Source organism: Enterobacter sp. HNDS-6 (genome assembly GCF_039850505.1).
In the GTDB taxonomy this organism is placed as follows: Bacteria; Pseudomonadota; Gammaproteobacteria; order Enterobacterales; family Enterobacteriaceae; genus Enterobacter; species Enterobacter kobei.
Map to the genome: position 1 here is coordinate 3,215,631 of NZ_CP156673.1, position 17,577 is coordinate 3,233,207.

At 60.0% G+C, this 17,577-nt stretch carries 17 protein-coding genes; 12 read left to right on the top strand and 5 right to left on the bottom strand.

The annotated features are described in order from the left end of the window. The first annotated feature begins 110 nt into the window (after window positions 1–110). The 7 genes from entC (at window position 111) to ABFI50_RS15025 (ending at window position 7,452) form a co-directional block, all read left to right on the top strand. Window positions 111–1,286, top strand: a complete 1,176-nt coding sequence (gene entC, locus ABFI50_RS14995) for an isochorismate synthase EntC (protein ID WP_180261969.1) — start codon at window positions 111–113, stop codon at window positions 1,284–1,286. A 9-nt stretch (window positions 1,287–1,295) separates the two neighbouring features. Continuing rightward, window positions 1,296–2,906, top strand: a complete 1,611-nt coding sequence (gene entE / locus ABFI50_RS15000; protein WP_045268269.1) for a (2,3-dihydroxybenzoyl)adenylate synthase EntE — start codon at window positions 1,296–1,298, stop codon at window positions 2,904–2,906. Between the two features lie 10 nt (window positions 2,907–2,916). After that, entirely contained in the window at window positions 2,917–3,771 is an 855-nt protein-coding gene (locus ABFI50_RS15005) for an isochorismatase (protein ID WP_045268268.1), read from the top strand. Then, entirely contained in the window at window positions 3,771–4,526 is a 756-nt protein-coding gene (gene entA / locus ABFI50_RS15010; protein ID WP_045268267.1) for a 2,3-dihydro-2,3-dihydroxybenzoate dehydrogenase EntA, read from the top strand. The genes ABFI50_RS15005 and entA overlap by 1 nt, the downstream gene beginning before the upstream one ends. After that, window positions 4,527–4,940, top strand: coding sequence for a proofreading thioesterase EntH (gene entH / locus ABFI50_RS15015; protein ID WP_045268266.1), 414 nt, complete (start codon window positions 4,527–4,529; stop codon window positions 4,938–4,940). 149 nt (window positions 4,941–5,089) lie between these two features. After that, the gene (cstA, locus tag ABFI50_RS15020) at window positions 5,090–7,195 is read left to right on the top strand and encodes a pyruvate/proton symporter CstA (protein WP_023332362.1); all 2,106 of its coding nucleotides are present in this window, start codon (window positions 5,090–5,092) and stop codon (window positions 7,193–7,195) included. Window positions 7,196–7,254: 59 nt separating this feature from the next. Continuing rightward, a complete protein-coding gene (locus tag ABFI50_RS15025) occupies window positions 7,255–7,452 on the top strand; it encodes a YbdD/YjiX family protein (protein WP_014169079.1) in 198 nt (65 codons plus the stop codon). Here ABFI50_RS15025 and ABFI50_RS15030 read toward each other — a convergent pair. The 4 genes from ABFI50_RS15030 to ABFI50_RS15045 all read right to left on the bottom strand — a co-directional run bounded on the left by ABFI50_RS15030 (window position 7,449) and on the right by ABFI50_RS15045 (window position 10,205). Further along, on the bottom strand, window positions 7,449–7,853 hold the full coding sequence (locus ABFI50_RS15030) for a helix-turn-helix transcriptional regulator (protein WP_014882956.1): 405 nt from the start codon (window positions 7,851–7,853) through the stop codon (window positions 7,449–7,451). The two genes, ABFI50_RS15025 and ABFI50_RS15030, sit on opposite strands and share 4 nt — an antisense overlap. Further along, the gene (locus ABFI50_RS15035; RefSeq protein WP_200924974.1) at window positions 7,834–8,130 is read right to left on the bottom strand and encodes a type II toxin-antitoxin system RelE/ParE family toxin; all 297 of its coding nucleotides are present in this window, start codon (window positions 8,128–8,130) and stop codon (window positions 7,834–7,836) included. The genes ABFI50_RS15030 and ABFI50_RS15035 overlap by 20 nt, the downstream gene beginning before the upstream one ends. A gap of 183 nt (window positions 8,131–8,313) precedes the next feature. Next, a complete protein-coding gene (locus ABFI50_RS15040) occupies window positions 8,314–9,057 on the bottom strand; it encodes a 3-oxoacyl-ACP reductase family protein (RefSeq protein WP_014882958.1) in 744 nt (247 codons plus the stop codon). A 59-nt stretch (window positions 9,058–9,116) separates the two neighbouring features. Next, window positions 9,117–10,205: an oxidoreductase gene (locus ABFI50_RS15045; protein ID WP_347484414.1), complete on the bottom strand. Its 1,089-nt coding sequence runs from the start codon at window positions 10,203–10,205 to the stop codon at window positions 9,117–9,119. Window positions 10,206–10,364: 159 nt separating this feature from the next. Between ABFI50_RS15045 and ABFI50_RS15050 the strand changes: the two genes are divergently transcribed. Genes ABFI50_RS15050 through ABFI50_RS15065 form a run of 4 tightly spaced genes read left to right on the top strand, consistent with a single transcriptional unit; the run spans window position 10,365 to window position 15,181 of the window. Beyond that, window positions 10,365–11,867, top strand: coding sequence for a sugar ABC transporter ATP-binding protein (locus ABFI50_RS15050; protein WP_032637214.1), 1,503 nt, complete (start codon window positions 10,365–10,367; stop codon window positions 11,865–11,867). Further along, window positions 11,864–12,859 (top strand): ABC transporter permease, encoded by a 996-nt coding sequence (locus tag ABFI50_RS15055; RefSeq protein ID WP_023332366.1) that lies wholly within the window; start codon window positions 11,864–11,866, stop codon window positions 12,857–12,859. The genes ABFI50_RS15050 and ABFI50_RS15055 overlap by 4 nt, the downstream gene beginning before the upstream one ends. Before the next feature lie 19 nt (window positions 12,860–12,878). After that, window positions 12,879–13,943: a sugar ABC transporter substrate-binding protein gene (locus tag ABFI50_RS15060; protein WP_023336903.1), complete on the top strand. Its 1,065-nt coding sequence runs from the start codon at window positions 12,879–12,881 to the stop codon at window positions 13,941–13,943. Beyond that, on the top strand, window positions 13,940–15,181 hold the full coding sequence (locus ABFI50_RS15065; RefSeq protein WP_248217816.1) for an LVIVD repeat-containing protein: 1,242 nt from the start codon (window positions 13,940–13,942) through the stop codon (window positions 15,179–15,181). Before ABFI50_RS15060 ends, ABFI50_RS15065 begins: the two co-directional genes overlap by 4 nt. A gap of 61 nt (window positions 15,182–15,242) precedes the next feature. On the opposite strand, the gene mtnK is transcribed toward ABFI50_RS15065, so the two are convergent. Next, a complete protein-coding gene (mtnK, locus tag ABFI50_RS15070) occupies window positions 15,243–16,442 on the bottom strand; it encodes an S-methyl-5-thioribose kinase (RefSeq protein WP_179120622.1) in 1,200 nt (399 codons plus the stop codon). A 104-nt stretch (window positions 16,443–16,546) separates the two neighbouring features. Here mtnK and mtnA point away from each other — a divergent pair, with 104 nt between their 5' ends. After that, window positions 16,547–17,563 (top strand): S-methyl-5-thioribose-1-phosphate isomerase, encoded by a 1,017-nt coding sequence (gene mtnA, locus ABFI50_RS15075; RefSeq protein ID WP_347484417.1) that lies wholly within the window; start codon window positions 16,547–16,549, stop codon window positions 17,561–17,563. Window positions 17,564–17,577 lie beyond the last annotated feature (14 nt).

Consider the following 17,577-nt stretch of genomic DNA (forward strand, 5'->3'; position numbering starts at 1 on the left):
AACAAGTTATTTGTCCGGCGGTTGACAGCGGGACGCTGTGGGATTAGGTTAGCCGACGAAAATATAAATGATAATCATTATTGCTTCTTTTATCGTTTGTGGAGGATGATATGGACACGTCCCTGGCTGAGGAAGTTCAGCACACCGCGACCACGCTGCCATCAGACAGCTTTTTCTTTATGTCGCCTTACCGCAGTTTTACCACCTCCGGCTGTTTTGCCCGCTTCAGTGAACCCGCCGTCGGCGGCGACGATCCGGCAGGTCACTTCCAGCAAAAATTAGCCCAGGCTTTCCGGAATGCGAAAGCCAGCGGCATTGCCCATCCGGTGATGGTGGGGGCCATTCCCTTTGATACCCGCAAGCCGTCGTCGCTGTTTATTCCGCAACGCTGGCAGACCTTTTCCCGTCCTGCGCGTCAGCAATCCGCACGTTATTTCTCCGGTTCACAGGCGCTGAAGGTGCAACAACGCACCGAGATCCCTGCGCAGCCCGTGTTTGAAGAGATGGTCGCGCGTGCAGCGTCGCTCACCGCCACCCCGCGGGTGAACAAGGTGGTGTTGTCGCGCCTGATTGATATCGCGGCTGACAAAAAGCTGGACAGCGGTGTCCTGATGGAGCGCCTTATCGCCCAGAATCCGGCCAGTTTTAACTTCCACGTACCGCTGGAGGACGGGGGTGTGCTGCTCGGCGCCAGCCCGGAACTGCTGCTGCGCAAAGAGGCCGCGCACTTTAGCTCGCTGCCGCTGGCAGGCTCCGCGCGTCGTCAGCCGGACGATGTACTGGATCGCGAGGCGGGTAATAAGCTGCTGGCGTCCGAAAAAGATCGCCACGAGCACGACCTGGTCACCCAGGCGATGAAAGCGATTCTGGAACCGCGCAGCCATCACCTGAGCATGCCGTCTTCTCCGCAGCTCATTACCACGCCAACGCTGTGGCACCTGGCAACGCCGGTGGAGGGCGAGGCGCGTGAAAACGAGAACGCCCTGACGCTGGCCTGCCTGCTGCACCCGACGCCTGCCCTGAGCGGCTTCCCGCATCAGGCGGCGAAAGCGCTGATTGCCGAGCTGGAACCGTTTGATCGCGAGCTGTTCGGCGGCATCGTCGGCTGGTGCGACAGCGAAGGGAACGGCGAGTGGGTGGTGACCATCCGCTGCGCGCGGCTGCATAACAATACCGTTCGCCTGTTTGCCGGCGCGGGCATTGTGCCTGCCTCCTCTCCGGTGGGCGAATGGCGTGAAACCGGTGTGAAGCTTTCCACCATGCTCAACGTGTTTGGTTTGCACTAAGGAAGACTGATGACCATTCCCTTTACCCGCTGGCCGGAGGATTTTGCCCGTCGCTACCGAGAAAAAGGCTACTGGCAGGATCTGCCGCTGACCCACATCCTGACGGACCATGCGGACAGCGATGCCGTGGCGATTATCGACGGCGATCGGCGTATCACCTATCGTAACTTTAATCAGGCGGTGAACAACCTCGCGTCCGCACTTCAGGCGCAGGGGCTGCACCGTGGCGAGACCGCACTGGTACAGCTCGGCAACGTGGCTGAGTTCTACATGACCTTCTTTGCGCTGCTGCACATTGGCGTCGCGCCGGTCAACGCGCTCTTTAGCCATCAGCGCAGCGAACTGAACGCCTACGCTATGCAGATCAAACCCGCCGTGCTGATTGCCGATCGCGATCACGCGCTGTTCGCGGGCGATGATTTCCTCAACACCTTCGTGGATGCGCATCGGTCGGTACGCGTCGTGCTCCTGCGCGGCGATAAGGGCGAACACGCCCTGGACGCGGCGATTGCGCGTCCGGCGGACCATTTCATCCCGAACCCGACGCCCGCCGATGAAGTGGCCTTCTTTCAGCTTTCCGGGGGGAGCACCGGCACGCCGAAACTGATCCCGCGCACGCACAACGATTACGACTACAGCATCCGCCGCAGCAACGAGATTTGCGGCATTACCGCGAAGACCCGTTATCTGAACGCGCTACCCGCAGCACATAACTACGCCATGAGTTCGCCGGGATCGTTAGGCGTTTTCACGGCGGGTGGCTGTGTGGTGTTAGCGAGCGACCCGAGCGCCACGCTCTGCTTCCCGTTAATTGAGCAACATCAGATCAACGTCACCTCGCTGGTGCCACCGGCGGTCAGCCTGTGGTTGCAGGCGATTGCCGACGGCGCGGGGAACGCACAGCTTAAATCTCTCAAGCTCCTGCAGGTGGGCGGTGCGCGCCTTTCCGCCACGCTTGCCGCGCGCATTCCGGCGGAAATCGGCTGTCAGCTTCAGCAGGTATTTGGCATGGCGGAAGGGCTGGTGAACTACACCGCGCTCGACGACGCGCCGGAACGCATCATCAATACCCAGGGCCGCCCGATGTGTCCGGACGACGAAGTGTGGGTGGCAGATGAACACGGCAATCCGCTGCCGCGCGGGGAAGTCGGGCGTCTAATGACGCGCGGGCCGTACACCTTCCGCGGCTATTTTAACAGCCCGGAACACAACGCCAGCGCCTTCGATGCAGAAGGTTTTTACTGCTCCGGGGATCTGATCGCCATCGACGAGCAGGGCTATATCACCGTGCAGGGGCGCGAGAAAGATCAGATCAACCGCGGCGGAGAGAAGATCGCCGCGGAAGAGATCGAAAACCTGCTGCTGCGCCATGAGTCGGTGATCCACGCCGCGCTGGTGAGCATGGAGGACAGCCTGCTGGGCGAAAAGAGCTGCGCGTATCTGGTGGTGAAAAAGCCCCTGCGCGCGGTCGAGGTGCGCCGCTTCCTCCGCGAGGAGGGCGTTGCCGAGTTTAAACTGCCGGACCGCGTGGAGAGCGTGGATGCGCTCCCGCTGACGCCGGTCGGCAAAGTCGATAAGAAACAGTTGCGCCTGTGGCTGGCTGAACGGGCACAGGGCTGAGGAACAGAGTATGGCCATTCCAAAATTAACCGCTTACGCGCTGCCGACCGCTGCAGAACTGCCAGCCAATAAAGTGAACTGGGCGTTCGAGCCAGAACGTGCCGCGCTGCTGATCCACGACATGCAGGAGTATTTCCTGAATTTCTGGGGCGAAAACAGCGCCATGATGCAACAGGTGGTCGCGAATATCGCCAGACTTCGCGCGTACTGCAAAGCGCACAATATTCCGGTGTACTACACCGCGCAGCCAAAAGAGCAGAGCGATGAGGACCGCGCCCTGCTGAACGACATGTGGGGGCCGGGCCTGACCCGCTCGCCGGACCAGCAGCGTATTGTGGCCGAACTGACGCCGGACGAAGCGGACACCGTGCTGGTGAAGTGGCGCTATAGCGCGTTCCATCGTTCGCCGCTGGAGCAGATGCTGAAAGAGACCGGCCGCAACCAGCTGCTGATTACCGGCGTGTACGCCCACATCGGCTGTATGACCACTGCGACCGATGCCTTTATGCGCGACATCAAGCCGTTCTTTATCGCCGACGCGCTGGCGGATTTCACCCGCGACGAGCACCTGATGTCCCTCAACTACGTTGCCGGGCGTTCAGGCCGCGTGGTGATGACCGACGAGCTGCTGCCGTCCATTCCGGCAACGAAAACCGCGCTGCGCGCGCTGATTCTGCCGCTGCTGGACGAGTCCGATGAGCCGATGGATGACGAAAACCTGATCGACTATGGTCTGGACTCTGTGCGCATGATGGCGCTGGCCGCCCGCTGGCGCAAAGTGCATGGCGATATCGACTTCGTGATGCTGGCCAAAAATCCTACCCTCGACGCCTGGTGGGCGCTGCTCTCCCGCGAGGTGAAGTGATGGCGGGATTCGATTTCAGCGGCAAAACCGTCTGGGTGACGGGCGCGGGGAAGGGGATAGGCTACGCGACGGCGCTGGCGTTTGTTGACGCGGGCGCGCAGGTGACCGGGTTCGATCTGGCCTTCCCGCAGGACGACTACCCCTTCGCGACTGAAACGCTGGACGTAGCAAATGCCGCGCAGGTGAGTGACGTGTGTGGCCGCGTGCTGGCTTCGCTTGAACGCCTGGACGTGCTGGTCAACGCGGCGGGTATTCTGCGTATGGGGGCGACGGACCAGCTCTCGCAGGAGGACTGGCAGCAGACCTTCGCGGTTAACGTTGGCGGCGCGTTCAACCTGTTCCAGCAGACGATGGGCCAGTTTCGCCGTCAGCAGGGCGGGGCGATCGTCACCGTCGCCTCTGACGCGGCACATACGCCGCGTATCGGGATGAGCGCCTACGGCGCCTCGAAAGCGGCACTGAAAAGCCTCGCCCTGACCGTCGGCCTGGAGCTGGCGGGCAGCGGCGTACGCTGTAACCTGGTGTCGCCGGGGTCAACGGACACCGATATGCAGCGCACCCTGTGGACAAACGACGATGCACAGCAGCAGCGCATTCGCGGTTTTGGCGAGCAGTTCAAGCTTGGTATTCCGCTTGGCAAAATCGCCCGTCCGCAGGAGATTGCCAGTACCGTGCTGTTCCTTGCCTCCGATGCCGCCAGCCATATCACTCTGCAGGATATCGTGGTGGACGGCGGCTCCACGCTGGGGGCGTAAATGATCTGGAAACGTCATTTATCGCTCGACGAGCTGAACGCGACCAGCATGAACACCCTGGTGGCGCATCTGGGCATCGTCTATACCCGCCTCGGCGACGACACGCTCGAGGCCGAGATGCCGGTGGATGCGCGTACCCATCAGCCGTTTGGCCTGCTGCACGGCGGCGCCTCAGCCGCGCTGGCGGAAACGCTGGGGTCGATGGCCGGATTTCTGATGACCCGTGACGGGCAAAGCGTCGTGGGCACCGAACTGAACGCCACCCACCACCGTGCCGTGGCGCAGGGGAAGGTGCGTGGGGTGTGCCAGCCGCTGCATCTGGGGAGAACCAACCAGAGCTGGGAAATTGTGGTTTTCGACGAGCAGGGACGACGATGCTGTACCTGCAGGTTGAGTACGATGGTGTTGGGGTAAGTCATTTAGCTGAAAGTGATCGGCTTAACACTGTGGTGTAAATCTCTGGTTTGACCACACATTATTGCGTTTCAGAGTTGTTAAATATTTGCCGTTGTTCTAGAAACAAAATGTAACATCTCACTGTTTCACAACAACGGATAACCACAATGAACAACTCAGGGAAATACCTTACATGGGCAGGGCTCTCCGTTGTGGGAGCTTTTGCCCTGGGCTATATCGCCCTCAACCGGGGGGAACAGATCAATGCGCTCTGGATCGTTGTCGCCTCCGTCTGCATTTATCTGATCGCGTATCGTTTTTATGGCCGCTATATCGCGAAAACCGTCCTGGGCGTTGATGCGACGCGCATGACGCCTGCCGTACGTCATAATGACGGTCTGGACTACGTCCCGACCGACAAAAAAGTGCTGTTCGGTCACCATTTTGCTGCGATTGCCGGGGCGGGTCCACTGGTGGGGCCGGTGCTGGCTGCGCAGATGGGCTACCTGCCCGGGATGATCTGGATCCTCGCGGGCGTGGTGCTGGCGGGCGCGGTGCAGGACTTCATGGTGCTGTTCGTTTCCACTCGCCGCGACGGCCGTTCACTGGGTGAGCTGGTGAAAGAGGAGATGGGCGCAACCGCCGGGGTGATTGCCCTGGTGGCGACCTTTATGATCATGGTGATCATCCTCGCGGTGCTGGCGATGATTGTGGTGAAAGCGCTGACCCACAGCCCGTGGGGGACGTACACCGTCGCGTTCACCATACCGCTGGCGCTGTTTATGGGAATTTATATTCGCTATCTGCGCCCGGGACGCATTGGTGAAGTGTCGGTGATTGGCCTGGTGTTCCTGGTCTTCGCCATTATTTCCGGCGGCTGGGTGGCGGAAAGCCCGACCTGGGCACCGTTCTTCGACTTTACCGGCATACAGCTGACCTGGATGCTGGTGGGGTATGGCTTTGTGGCAGCGGTACTGCCGGTATGGCTGCTGTTGGCCCCGCGTGACTACCTCTCTACGTTCCTGAAAATCGGTACCATCGTCGGGCTGGCGATCGGCATTCTGATTATGCGTCCGACCCTGACCATGCCTGCGCTGACTAAGTTCATCGACGGTACCGGCCCGGTCTGGACCGGCAACCTGTTCCCGTTCCTGTTTATCACCATCGCCTGCGGTGCGGTGTCTGGTTTCCACGCGCTGATTGCCTCCGGAACCACGCCGAAGATGCTGGCGAATGAAAATCAGGCCTGCCTGATTGGCTACGGCGGCATGCTGATGGAATCCTTCGTCGCCATTATGGCGCTGGTTTCCGCCTGTATTATCGACCCGGGCGTCTACTTCGCGATGAACAGCCCGATGGCGGTACTGGCCCCGGCCGGGACCGTTGACGTCGTGGCGTCTGCTGCGCAGGTGGTCAGCGGCTGGGGCTTTGCGATTACCCCGGAAACGTTGACGCATATCGCTAATGAGGTGGGCGAGCAGTCAATTATCTCCCGTGCGGGTGGTGCGCCAACGCTGGCGGTGGGTATGGCCTACATTCTGCACGGTGCGCTGGGTGGGTTGATGGACGTGTCGTTCTGGTATCACTTCGCCATTCTGTTCGAGGCGCTGTTTATCCTGACGGCGGTGGATGCCGGTACGCGTGCGGCGCGCTTTATGCTGCAGGATCTGCTGGGGGTGATCTCCCCGAACCTGAAGCGTACCGATTCGCTCCCGGCAAACCTGCTGGCGACGGCGCTGTGCGTGCTGGCGTGGGGCTACTTCCTGCATCAGGGCGTGGTGGATCCGCTCGGCGGCATTAACACGCTCTGGCCGCTGTTCGGTATTGCCAACCAGATGCTGGCAGGCATGGCGTTGATGCTCTGCGCGGTGGTGCTGTTCAAAATGAAGCGCCAGCGCTATGCGTGGGTGGCGCTGGTGCCGACCGCGTGGCTGCTGATCTGTACCCTGACGGCAGGCTGGCAGAAAGCCTTCAGCCCGGATAACAAAGTGGGCTTCCTGGCGATTGCCAATAAGTTCCAGGCGATGATCGACAGCGGCAAGATCCCGGCGCAGTACACTGAGTCTCAGCTGTCGCAGCTGGTGTTTAATAACCGTCTGGATGCCGGGCTGACCATCTTCTTTATGGTGGTGGTCGTGGTGCTGGCGTTGTATTCTCTTAAAACCGCGCTGGCAGCATTGAAAGTGGATAAGCCAACGGCGAAAGAGACACCGTATGAGCCAATGCCTGAAAACCTGGAAGAGATTGTCACCCAGGCGAAAGGGGCGCATTAACCAGTGTGCCGGGTGGCGCTAGCGCTTACCCGGCCTACATTTTCTGTGAGACCAGAACGATGTTCGACACCCTCTCCAAAGCAGGTAAGTACCTGGGCCAGGCCGCCAAAATGATGATTGGTGTGCCGGACTACGACAACTACGTTGAACATATGCGCGTCAACCACCCGGACCAGACGCCCATGACCTACGAAGCCTTTTTCCGCGACCGCCAGGACGCCCGCTACGGCGGCAAGGGCGGGGCGAAGTGCTGTTAACCCTCTTTTGGTAAATAGAGGCTGATCTGCTCCTGCTTGCAGCCGTAAATTGCCGCCAGCTTTTCGCGGGTACGTTTTTGCGGGCGGGAGTCCAGCGCTTCCAGCTGTGAGACGGCGGACTGGGTGATGCCGAGTTTCTGCGCCACCTCCTGCTGGGATAACCCGCAATGGATGCGCCACGCGGCCTGCAGGCTGACGTTCTCGTTATGCATGATGTCGCACACTTCCCCCGGTAAACCTACGTCATCATAACAATCGTGTTCGACTTCAATATCCTCCAGATCATCGTCGGTTTCGTCGTCGATTTCTGCCATCTGTAAGCACATACGAAAGTATTCATCATAGGGAATAACCACGTACTGCGTTTTTCCGTCATCGTCCTTAATTAGCTGAACAGCCATAGGGGGCTTTCTCCTCGTGAAGGTAGGTCGTTGATGTTCTGCGCTTGACGGCCAAAACATAACAATGTTTATCGGGATCGTCCCGAAGTGTAATCAGAATGCGGTAATCGCCAACGCGTAGCCGGAAATGATTTTCTGCCGCCGATATTTTTTTGATATCGGGCCGGGGAGCTGAGCGATCGTCTAGCTCAGAAAGTTTAACTTTGATTCTTCGCTGATATCGGCCATCGATTTTGGAAAACTCTTTCTTTGCATTCTTTGACCAGACAATCTTCATCCGTACCTCCACTGTACGCCCACACAAAATATAAGGAAATAATAAGACTATTAGATAAATTCCGAATTTCTAATGGGGTACTGTAGAGCGGCGAAAAACTGCGAGAAAGCGGCAAAACGCAAACCGTCGAGGCGGCCCGGAAGAGCCTCTGCCGGGTGACAGAGGCTTGCAGAAAATATGCGATCAGGCGTTCAGACCGCCGTCGACATCCAGACCGGTGCCGGAAATTTGCCCGGCAGCCGGGCTGGCGAGGAAAGTGACTGCCGCCGCGATGTCTTCCGGCTGACCGTAATGGCCGACCGCAATCATCTGGCGCTGGGCTTCCGCCTGTTCCCCGTCCTCCGGGTTCATATCGCTGTTGGTCGGACCGGGATGCACCAGGTTGACGGTGATGCCGCGCGGGCCGAGATCGCGCGCCAGGCCGCGGGTAAGAGAGTTGAGAGCCGACTTGGTCATGGAGTAAACGGCAATACCGGGCATGGCCACGCGGTTTGCCAGGCAGCTGCCGATGTTAATGATGCGCCCGCCGTCAGACATGTGCACCAGCGCTTCCTGAATGGCGATCACCACGCCGCGGATGTTGACGTTGATCAGGGCGTCAATGTCAGCCAGCGTCATGGACTCCAGCGGACCACCGCGCGCGATCCCGGCGTTGTTGACCAGAATGTCCAGCCCGCCGAGCGCGCGCGCCGCATGGGTGACGGCATCCTGAATCGCCTGCGCGCTGGCGCTGTCAGCCTGTACGGCTTCACCGTATCGGCCAAGCGCTTTTATCTCATCGGCGACCGCCTGGGCTTTATCGGCTGATTTTTCATACGTTATAACCACATCGGCACCGGCGCGGGCCAGCGACAGGGCTATCGCACGGCCCAACCCACGGCTGGCGCCGGTAACCAGCGCTTTCTTACCTGTTAAATCGATCTGCATGATGACCTCGTTGCGAGAGAGTGGTGAGAATCATCATTAGGTATAGACGGTCGGCGCATTTAACGGGGGAATGTTTCCACCTTCTCAAACGCGGCGCGCAGAACGTAAGGGGTTAACTCAACGGGCAGATAATGAATCGACTCCACCGGACGCAGAGTGTGGGTAATAACCTTATCCAGCGCGTCGCGGTTATTAATATCAACGTCCAGTTCGCGTAGCCGGGTCGGCAGGTTAAAGCGTTGATAGGCCGCCACCAGCTGCGCCAGCACGTCGTCCTGGCCGAGCAGGGCGCTTTGCACCAGAATGCCGTAGGCCACCTTGGTGCCGTGCAGGTATTTTTCCGTCTGCGGCAGCACGGTTAACCCGTTATGTACGGCATGCGCCGCCGCCACGCGGGTGTAGCGCTCGCCCAGACCGCCGACCATTCCACCGCCGGCAACGATCGCATCCACTACGTCCCGGAACGCCTGCGATAACTCGCCACGCTGTTGGTCTGCCAGCGCTTCCTCGCTGCGTTCCAGCAGCACGTCGCGGATCGCCAGCGCGCTGTTGATGCCCAGCCGCACGGTCAGGGGCAGGTTTTCCGGCTCAGGTGCCAACACAACCGCTTCGTACCACTTCGCCAGCGTGTCGCCGATGCCCGCCAGCAGGTATTCCGCCGGGGCATTGAGAACGATCTGCGGCTCCACCAGCACCAGGAAGTTCGCGTCGTCGAAAATCTCAAACTGCAGCGCCTGGCCTTCATCGTTGTACCAGACGGAGAGCGGGGTCCACGCCGCGCAGGTCGCGGCGATGGTGGGGATGCCCACGAACGGTACACTTGAACGGCGCGCCACGGCTTTGACGGTATCCATCACCGCGCCGCCGCCGATGCCTATCACCACGCTGACGTCGCTGCCGGCTTCATTCACCAGGTGGCTGACGTCGCGCTCGCTGCAGTGGCCCTTAAACAGCAGGTGTTTTGCCCCCGGCGCGTCAAAGCTCGCTGGCAGGAAAGGGCGCGCGGCTTCGATGGCGCGCTCGCCGTAAATCCACACCGCGCGGGAAAGCTGCTCCGGCGTGAAGAAATCATTGAGATGCGCAAGGCTGCCTGGGTGGGAGAAGTAGTTCGCCGGGCCGGGCACGACGCGGATATCGGTATTGCTCATGGTGTTGTCCTTTTTTAGCACGCGCTAACCCGATGTTATGTCTGGACATCCGGATGGCTAATAATATTTCGCTTTATCTTATGCCTTTTCCGTCGTTGTCAGTCAACCGGCGCTGTGAAAAATTCGATAAATCAGAAGAGTAATGAAGGATTTACGCGGATGGTTTCCAGTCGCCTTGAGATGCGTGGTATCAGCCTGGCCTTTTCCGGCTTTCAGGCGCTGTCACGGGTGGACTTTACCCTGAGCGGCGGGTCGGTGCATGCGCTGACCGGCGCCAACGGCGCGGGGAAATCGACGCTGATGGCGGTGCTGTGCGGAACGCACGATCGCTATGAAGGCGAGATTTGCATTAACAACCAGTCGGTGACGATCCGCGAGCCGCTGGACGCCAAACGGCTGGGCATTCACCTTGTGCAGCAGGAAGTGGACGTGGCGCTGATCCCGGGGCTGAGCATTGCCGAGAACATCATGCTCGACCAGCTTGCGCAGCCCGGGCACCGCTTCAGCTGGCGTGCGGTTCGTCACCAGGCGAGACAGGCGCTGGCGCAACTGGACGTGTCCATGGATGTTCGGCGATCGGTCGACAGCTGCACGCTTGCTGAAAAACAGCAGATTTTGCTGGCGCGAGCGCTGTCCCATCATTGCCGTTTTTTAATTCTGGATGAACCCACCGCACCGCTGGATGCACATGAAAGCGAGCGCCTGTTTGCGGTGGTGAGACGCCTGCAGCAGCAGGGCATCGGCGTAGTGTTTATCTCGCACCGTATTCACGAGCTGAAAGCCATCTGCGACACCCTGACGGTGCTGCGTGACGGCAAGCTGATTGAGTCCGGCCCGATGGCCGATCTCAGCGGCGAAGCGATCGTTGAGAAGATGCTTGGCCACGTGCTGAGCGATATTTACCCGCCTGCTCGCCCCCCGCACAGCGACGAAACGTTGCTGCGCGTAGAGGGCCTGCACGATGACGCGCTGCTGAAAGATATCTCCCTTCACCTGCGCAAAGGCGAAATTCTGGGCATTGCCGGGCTGGCGGGCGCGGGCAAAACCGAACTTTGCAAGGCGCTGTTTGGCGCCACGAAAAGCCGGGTGGCACAAGGCGAATTGAATCATCAGCCCTGGAAACCGCACGACCCGGCCGACTCGGTGCTGCGCGGGCTGGCGCTGGTGCCGGAGGAGCGGCGCAAGGAGGGTATTTTTATCGACGAGCCCGTGAGCATGAACCTTGCCGTGTGCGCCGATAACAGCTTCTCGCGCTGGAGCCTGTTTGGTCATCGTCAGGCGTGGCGCTGGGCAGAAGAGGTGATTGACCGCGTCGGCGTGCGCGCGCGGGGGCCGGGGCAGGTGCTGCGCCGTTTGTCCGGCGGCAACCAGCAGAAGGTCGCCATCGGTAAATGGCTGCGTAATGATGCCAGCGTGCTGATTTTCGACGAGCCGACTAAGGGCGTGGACGTGAAAGCCAAAACCGATCTGTTCCAGCTGATTGACGGCCTGGCGCGCGAGGGCAAAGGGGTGATTTATGCCTCGGGTGAATTTGCCGAGCTGGTCGGGCTGTGCGACCGCATCTGCGTGCTGTGGGACGGACGTATCGTGGCGGAAATCGCCGGGGCCGAGGCCCGTGAAGAGACACTACTTTATTATTCAACCGGAGGATCGGCGTCGTGAGTAAGGCCCTTTCAGTGACTGCGGCGGCGTCAGGCCGTCAGCATATTTTCGATTTTCTCTACAAGTGGGGCATGCTGCTGACCGTCGTCGCGCTGGTGGCGGTGTTTGGCCTGGCCTCGGACAACTTCCTCGATCCGAACAACATCATCAACATATTGCGCGCGATCGCCATCGTGACGGTGATTGCCATTGGCGTATCGATTTCGCTGACCGTCGGCGGGTTCGATCTCTCCGTGGGATCCACCGCGTCGCTGGCAAACGCGCTGGTGATATCGCTTTTCGTCTGGCACGGCTTCGGCACTACCGAGTCGATTCTGATTACCCTTGCGCTCTGCACGCTGGTGGGGCTGTTCAACGCGTTTCTGATCGTCATCCTGCGTATTCCGGACATGCTCGCGACCCTCGCCAGCCTGTTTGTGATCCAGGGCGTGGCGATGACTTACAGCTATGGCGGGTCGATTACCGAAAACATGGTGCTGCCGAGCGGTGATATGGCGGAAGGGACCATTCCGGCGGCGTTCAGCCTGCTGGGGCAGGTGCCGACCATCGTCATCATCATGCTGGTGGTGACGGTTCTCGCGCAGCTGGGACTGTCCCTCACCACGCATGGCCGACGCATGTACGCCATCGGCGGCAACCCGGAAGCCGCGCGCCTCTCCGGTATTCGCACCACGCGCTACAAGGTGGCAGCTTACGTGATCGCCTCGCTGCTGGCGGGGCTGGGCGGGATTTTGCTGGCCTCGCGCATTGGCTCGTCGCAGGTGAATGCCGGGGGCGGTTATCTGATGGATGCGGTGGCCGCGGCGTGGATCGGCTTCTCGCTGGCGGGTTCCGGCAAGCCGAACGCGCTGGGGACGCTGGTTGGGGCAGTTATTCTCGGCGTGCTGTCGAACGGGCTGGTGATGCTCTCCGTGCCGTATTACGCCATGGACATTATAAAAGGGCTGGTGCTCGCGGTGGCGCTGGCGATGACCTACATACAAAAACGCTGATAACACAACAGGATAAAAAATGAAAAAAATTGCACGCTCATTGGTAGCACTTGGATTATTGACTGCGCTGCCAGGCTTCGCGGCCACGCCCGCACCGGTGCCGGCTGCCATTGCGAACCACGAGGGTCCGATCCGCATCGCGGTGATCCGCAACCTCGGCTCCGACGACAACACCACGCAGTTTGTGGCGGGGGCGATTCAGGAAGGGAAGAAACTCGGCTTTAAGGTCAGCACTTTTTTAAGCAACGGGGACGATGCCAAATTCCAGGACTTCGTGAACCAGGCAATCAGCCAGAAGTACGACGGGATTATCCTGTCTCAGGGGCGCGATCCGTACTCCACCGCGCTGGTGAAGAAGGCGGTGGATGCCGGGATTAAAGTCGCCGTGTTTGATACGGCGGTGAACGGCGAGATCCCGGGCGTGACCGTTACTCAGCAGGATGATGCTTCGCTGACGAACCTCTCCTTCGGCCAGCTGGCGAAAGATTTCAACGGCAAGGCCAATATTGTCAAGCTGTGGGTGGCGGGCTTCCCGCCGATGGAGCGTCGTCAGGCGGCGTACAAGGAACTGCAAAAACAGTATCCGGAGATCAAAGAGCTGGAATCAATTGGTGCGGTCTCCTCTGACGTGCAGGGGGATACCGCCAACAAGGTGGGCGCTATCCTGGCGAAATACCCGAAAGGAAAAATCGACGCTATCTGGGGCACCTGGGATGCCTTCAGCCAGGGCGCGTATAAGGCGCTGAAAGAGAACGGACGCACCGAGATCAAACTCTACAGCATCGATATATCTAACCAGGATCTGCAGCTGATGCGTGAGCCGGGCAGCCCGTGGAAGGTAAGCGTGGCGGTGGATCCGAAGTTGATTGGCGCAACCAACGTGCGTTTGATCGCCAATAAGATTGCCGGAGAAGCGACCCCGGCAACCTATGACTTTAAAGCCGCTGCCATTCCGCAGGCGCTGCTGACCGCCCAGCCGGGTGGGGTGAACGTGGCGTCGCTTGGGAAAATCATTCCGGGCTGGGGCCAGACGGACGATTTTATCGCGCCGTGGTTTGCGACGCTGGAAGCTAAAAATAAATGAGTGTGCTCCCTACGCCCGAATACAGCCGCAATATGCGGCTGATTGGCCATAGCGACCAGGGCGGTCGCCCGGACGGCGTGCAGCTGATGGTGCATCACGGTTTCGCGTATATCGGTCATATGGTGTCGCAGGGTTTTTCCATCGTCGATGTGCGCGACCCGAAAAACCCGAAAGCGGCAGGTTATGTTCCCGCGCCGCCCGGCACCTGGAACGTGCATTTGCAGGCACATGACGATCTGTTGCTGGTGATCAACGCCCGGGATCTGTTTGCCGATGCCCGCTTTGCCGATGAGAAGGTTTACTACACCCGTCAGGTGGGGGAGACCGTCAGCGACGTGCGGGACAAAGGCTGGAGCGCCGGGCTGCGGGTGTTTGATATCTCTACCCCGGACAAGCCGCGTGAAATCGGCTTTCTTTCGCTGAGCGGCATCGGGATCCACCGTATCTGGTATGTCGGAGGGCGCTGGGCGTACGTGTCGGCGCTAATTGACGGCTTTACCGATTATATCTTTCTGACCATCGACCTGGCCGACCCGCGCAAGCCTGAAGTGGCGGGGCGCTGGTGGCTGCCGGGGATGAACCAGGCCGAAGGGAAAAAGCCCAGTTGGCCCGAAGGAAAGCGCTACGCGCTGCACCACGCGATTATCGCCGGCGATACCGCCTATGGGAGCTGGCGCGACGGTGGCCTGACGCTGCTGGACGTGAAAGACCGCACTCAACCAAAGCTGATTAGCCATCGCAACTGGAGCCCGCCGTTTGGTGGCGGGACGCATACCGCGCTGCCGCTGCCGGACCGTTCCCTGCTGGTGGTGCTCGACGAAGCGGTGCTGGATAACCAGGAGGATGGGGAGAAGCTGATCTGGCTGTTTGATATCCGCGAGCCGTCGAACCCGGTGAGTATCTCGACTTTCCCGCAGCCGGATGAAACCGACTACGTGGCGAAAGGGGCGCACTTTGGGCCGCACAACCTGCACGAGAACCGGCCGGGGAGTTTTGTCAGCTCGACGCTGATTTTTGCCACTTACCAGAACGCGGGCGTACGCGCGTATGACATTTCCAACCCGTATCGCCCGGTGGAGACCGGTGCGCTGGTGCCAGCTGCGCCGGAAAGAATGATGGATACGCGGCCGAATCGCCCGCAGGTGATCCAGTCCTGCGACGTGTTTGTGGATGCTCAGGGGATTATCTACAGCACGGATTATAACGGTGGGTTGTCGGTGATTGAGTATTTGGGGTGAGTGCGGATTGGTGTCCTCACCCCGCCCTCTCCCACATGGAGAGGGAGAAAACCAGAAGCACTCAGCTGTACTGCCGCACGCGTGCCACCAGCTCTTCCGCGCTGTCGATGCGCTCGGCAATGACAATCAACGCCTTGCCGAGGGTAATCGCATGGCGCAGGCATTCGTGGCGCATGGCGTCATCCTGAATGGTGTCGATATCCGCGACGTGGGAAAGCCCGACGCTGCGGCGAATCAGTTCGGTGCCGCAGAAACCAATGGCGTCATGCCAGACCTTTTTCAGAAACGCGGAAGCATAGCCCGGCGCACTGAGCGCGGCGTCTCGCGTTTTTTCGTTTGCTAATGCCTGGAAGCGCTCCGCGAAGGTGTTCCACAGCGCCTGAATGTCGATCAGGCGCTGCTCGCGGGCGGCGGCGGCATCGCGAATACCCAGATGCCCCGGCAGGCCGCAGAAGTTGAGCAGCAGGTTGCCAATGGCCGTGCCGACGTCAAAGCCAATCGGGCCAACGTAGCCGAACTCGGCGTCAATGGCCTTCAGGCTGCCGTCCGCCACAAAAATGGAGCCGCTGTGAATATCCCCGTGCAGCAGCGCTTCAGCGTGTGAGAAAAAGCGATGCTTCAGGGAGGCCACGGCAATTTTCAACTGGGCATCGTCGCGCAGGGCGGCGACGTCATTTTCCAGCTCGACCGGGTAGTTGTTGCGTTCGTGGATCTGGTACGGATCGTTGAAGAACAGATCTTCGGTGATCTCACACATCTCCGGGTTGATGAATTTCGCTACCTGCGCTTTTTTCGCGTGCGGATGCAGGTAGAAATCGCTGGTGTGGAACAGCGTGTATGCGAGGTATTTACCCAGCTGACGCGCGGCCTGTGGATAGTGATTGTTTTTAATCAGCTCGCCGCGCCAGATGCGATGGCTGGAGAGATCCTCCATCACCATCACCGCCAGTTCCGGGTCAAAGTGGTGGATTTTCACGGTGTGCTGCGGGCTGTGCTGGTAATGCTCGACCAGGGTTTGTGCCTCCAGACGGGCGCGGTCCAGCGTCAGCGGCCAGGACTCGCCGACGCAGCGCACGTAGGGCAGCGCCTGTTTGACGATGACGCGGCTTGTGCCCTGGGCATCGAAAATTTTGAAGACCAGATTGAGGTTGCCGTCGCCCACTTCCTGCGCCTCCACCAGCGAGGAAGGATCGTCGAGTCCACCAAACTGCCTGGCATACTCCACGGCGTCCTGAGCGGTAAAGGTACGGTATTGCGACATGGCCTGCTCCTCACGAGTTTGCTAATAAAGACATGTAGACGTCTATACATCTGGATTTCATCCTGACACAATGTGCTACAACAACGCAACAGGGAATTAACGACATGCAGACATTACAGACGACCAGCCTGCGGCTGGCGGATAATCAGCTCTTTATTCTCGACCAGCAGGCGCTTCCGCAGGAGAAACGCTGGCTTGAGGCCTCCACGGTAGAGACGCTGGTCGGGCATATCCATGCTCTGCGCGTGCGCGGTGCGCCGCTGATTGGTCTCTCTGCAAGCCTGCTGCTGGCATTGCTGGCGGAAAGCGGCAAAAGCCGTGATGAACTCGCCGTGGCGCTGGAAACCCTGCGCGCGTCCCGCCCGACGGCGGTGAACCTGATGAACAACCTTGACCGTATGAAGCTGGCGCTCTGGCAGGAAGATTTCGTTTCGGCGCTGGTGTCTGAAGCGCTGCGCCTGATTTCTGAAGACAGGCAGTTGTGCGACGCTATCGCCCGCGCGGGCAGCGCGCTGGTGACGCCCGGTAGCCGCCTGCTGACTCACTGCAACACCGGCGGGCTGGCAACGGCGGGCGTGGGGACGGCGCTGGGCGTGATTGCCCGCGCCTATCAGGAGGGAAATGTCAGCAACGTCTGGGTGGATGAAACCCGTCCGCTGCTGCAGGGGGGCAGGTTGACCGCGTGGGAGCTGGGCGAGCTGGGCGTGCCGTATCGGCTGATTACCGACTCCATGGCGGCAAGCCTGATGGCCAAAGGACAGGTCGACGCCGTGTGGGTAGGGGCCGATCGCATTGCCGCTAACGGCGACGTGGCGAACAAAATCGGTACCTATTCCCTTGCGGTGCTGGCGAAATTCCACGGCATTCCGTTCTACGTTGCTGCCCCGCAAACAACCCTCGACCCGGAGTGCCCGAACGGAGATGCGATCCCGATTGAGCAGCGCGCCGCCAGTGAGGTGACGGGGGTGGCCGGAAGCTTTGGGGCGGTGCAGTGGGCGCCGGAAAACGCCCCGGTCTATAACCCGGCGTTTGACGTTACGCCAGCCTCGCTGATTAGCGGCTGGGTGCTGGATACGGGCGTAGTGACGCCGGAAGAGGTGGCAAACGGGAAATTCGCCTGAGTCCGGCTATCCTT

What these genes read in the sequence shown, in the direction of transcription:
- entC (WP_180261969.1), top strand. Translation starts at nt 111, where the DNA reads ATGGACACGTCCCTGGCTGAGGAAGTTCAGCACACCGCGACCACGCTG.
- entE (WP_045268269.1), top strand. Translation starts at nt 1,296, where the DNA reads ATGACCATTCCCTTTACCCGCTGGCCGGAGGATTTTGCCCGTCGCTAC.
- ABFI50_RS15005 (WP_045268268.1), top strand. Translation starts at nt 2,917, where the DNA reads ATGGCCATTCCAAAATTAACCGCTTACGCGCTGCCGACCGCTGCAGAA.
- entA (WP_045268267.1), top strand. Translation starts at nt 3,771, where the DNA reads ATGGCGGGATTCGATTTCAGCGGCAAAACCGTCTGGGTGACGGGCGCG.
- entH (WP_045268266.1), top strand. Translation starts at nt 4,527, where the DNA reads ATGATCTGGAAACGTCATTTATCGCTCGACGAGCTGAACGCGACCAGC.
- cstA (WP_023332362.1), top strand. Translation starts at nt 5,090, where the DNA reads ATGAACAACTCAGGGAAATACCTTACATGGGCAGGGCTCTCCGTTGTG.
- ABFI50_RS15025 (WP_014169079.1), top strand. Translation starts at nt 7,255, where the DNA reads ATGTTCGACACCCTCTCCAAAGCAGGTAAGTACCTGGGCCAGGCCGCC.
- ABFI50_RS15030 (WP_014882956.1), bottom strand. Translation starts at nt 7,853, where the DNA reads ATGGCTGTTCAGCTAATTAAGGACGATGACGGAAAAACGCAGTACGTG.
- ABFI50_RS15035 (WP_200924974.1), bottom strand. Translation starts at nt 8,130, where the DNA reads ATGAAGATTGTCTGGTCAAAGAATGCAAAGAAAGAGTTTTCCAAAATC.
- ABFI50_RS15040 (WP_014882958.1), bottom strand. Translation starts at nt 9,057, where the DNA reads ATGCAGATCGATTTAACAGGTAAGAAAGCGCTGGTTACCGGCGCCAGC.
- ABFI50_RS15045 (WP_347484414.1), bottom strand. Translation starts at nt 10,205, where the DNA reads ATGAGCAATACCGATATCCGCGTCGTGCCCGGCCCGGCGAACTACTTC.
- ABFI50_RS15050 (WP_032637214.1), top strand. Translation starts at nt 10,365, where the DNA reads ATGGTTTCCAGTCGCCTTGAGATGCGTGGTATCAGCCTGGCCTTTTCC.
- ABFI50_RS15060 (WP_023336903.1), top strand. Translation starts at nt 12,879, where the DNA reads ATGAAAAAAATTGCACGCTCATTGGTAGCACTTGGATTATTGACTGCG.
- ABFI50_RS15065 (WP_248217816.1), top strand. Translation starts at nt 13,940, where the DNA reads ATGAGTGTGCTCCCTACGCCCGAATACAGCCGCAATATGCGGCTGATT.
- mtnK (WP_179120622.1), bottom strand. Translation starts at nt 16,442, where the DNA reads ATGTCGCAATACCGTACCTTTACCGCTCAGGACGCCGTGGAGTATGCC.
- mtnA (WP_347484417.1), top strand. Translation starts at nt 16,547, where the DNA reads ATGCAGACATTACAGACGACCAGCCTGCGGCTGGCGGATAATCAGCTC.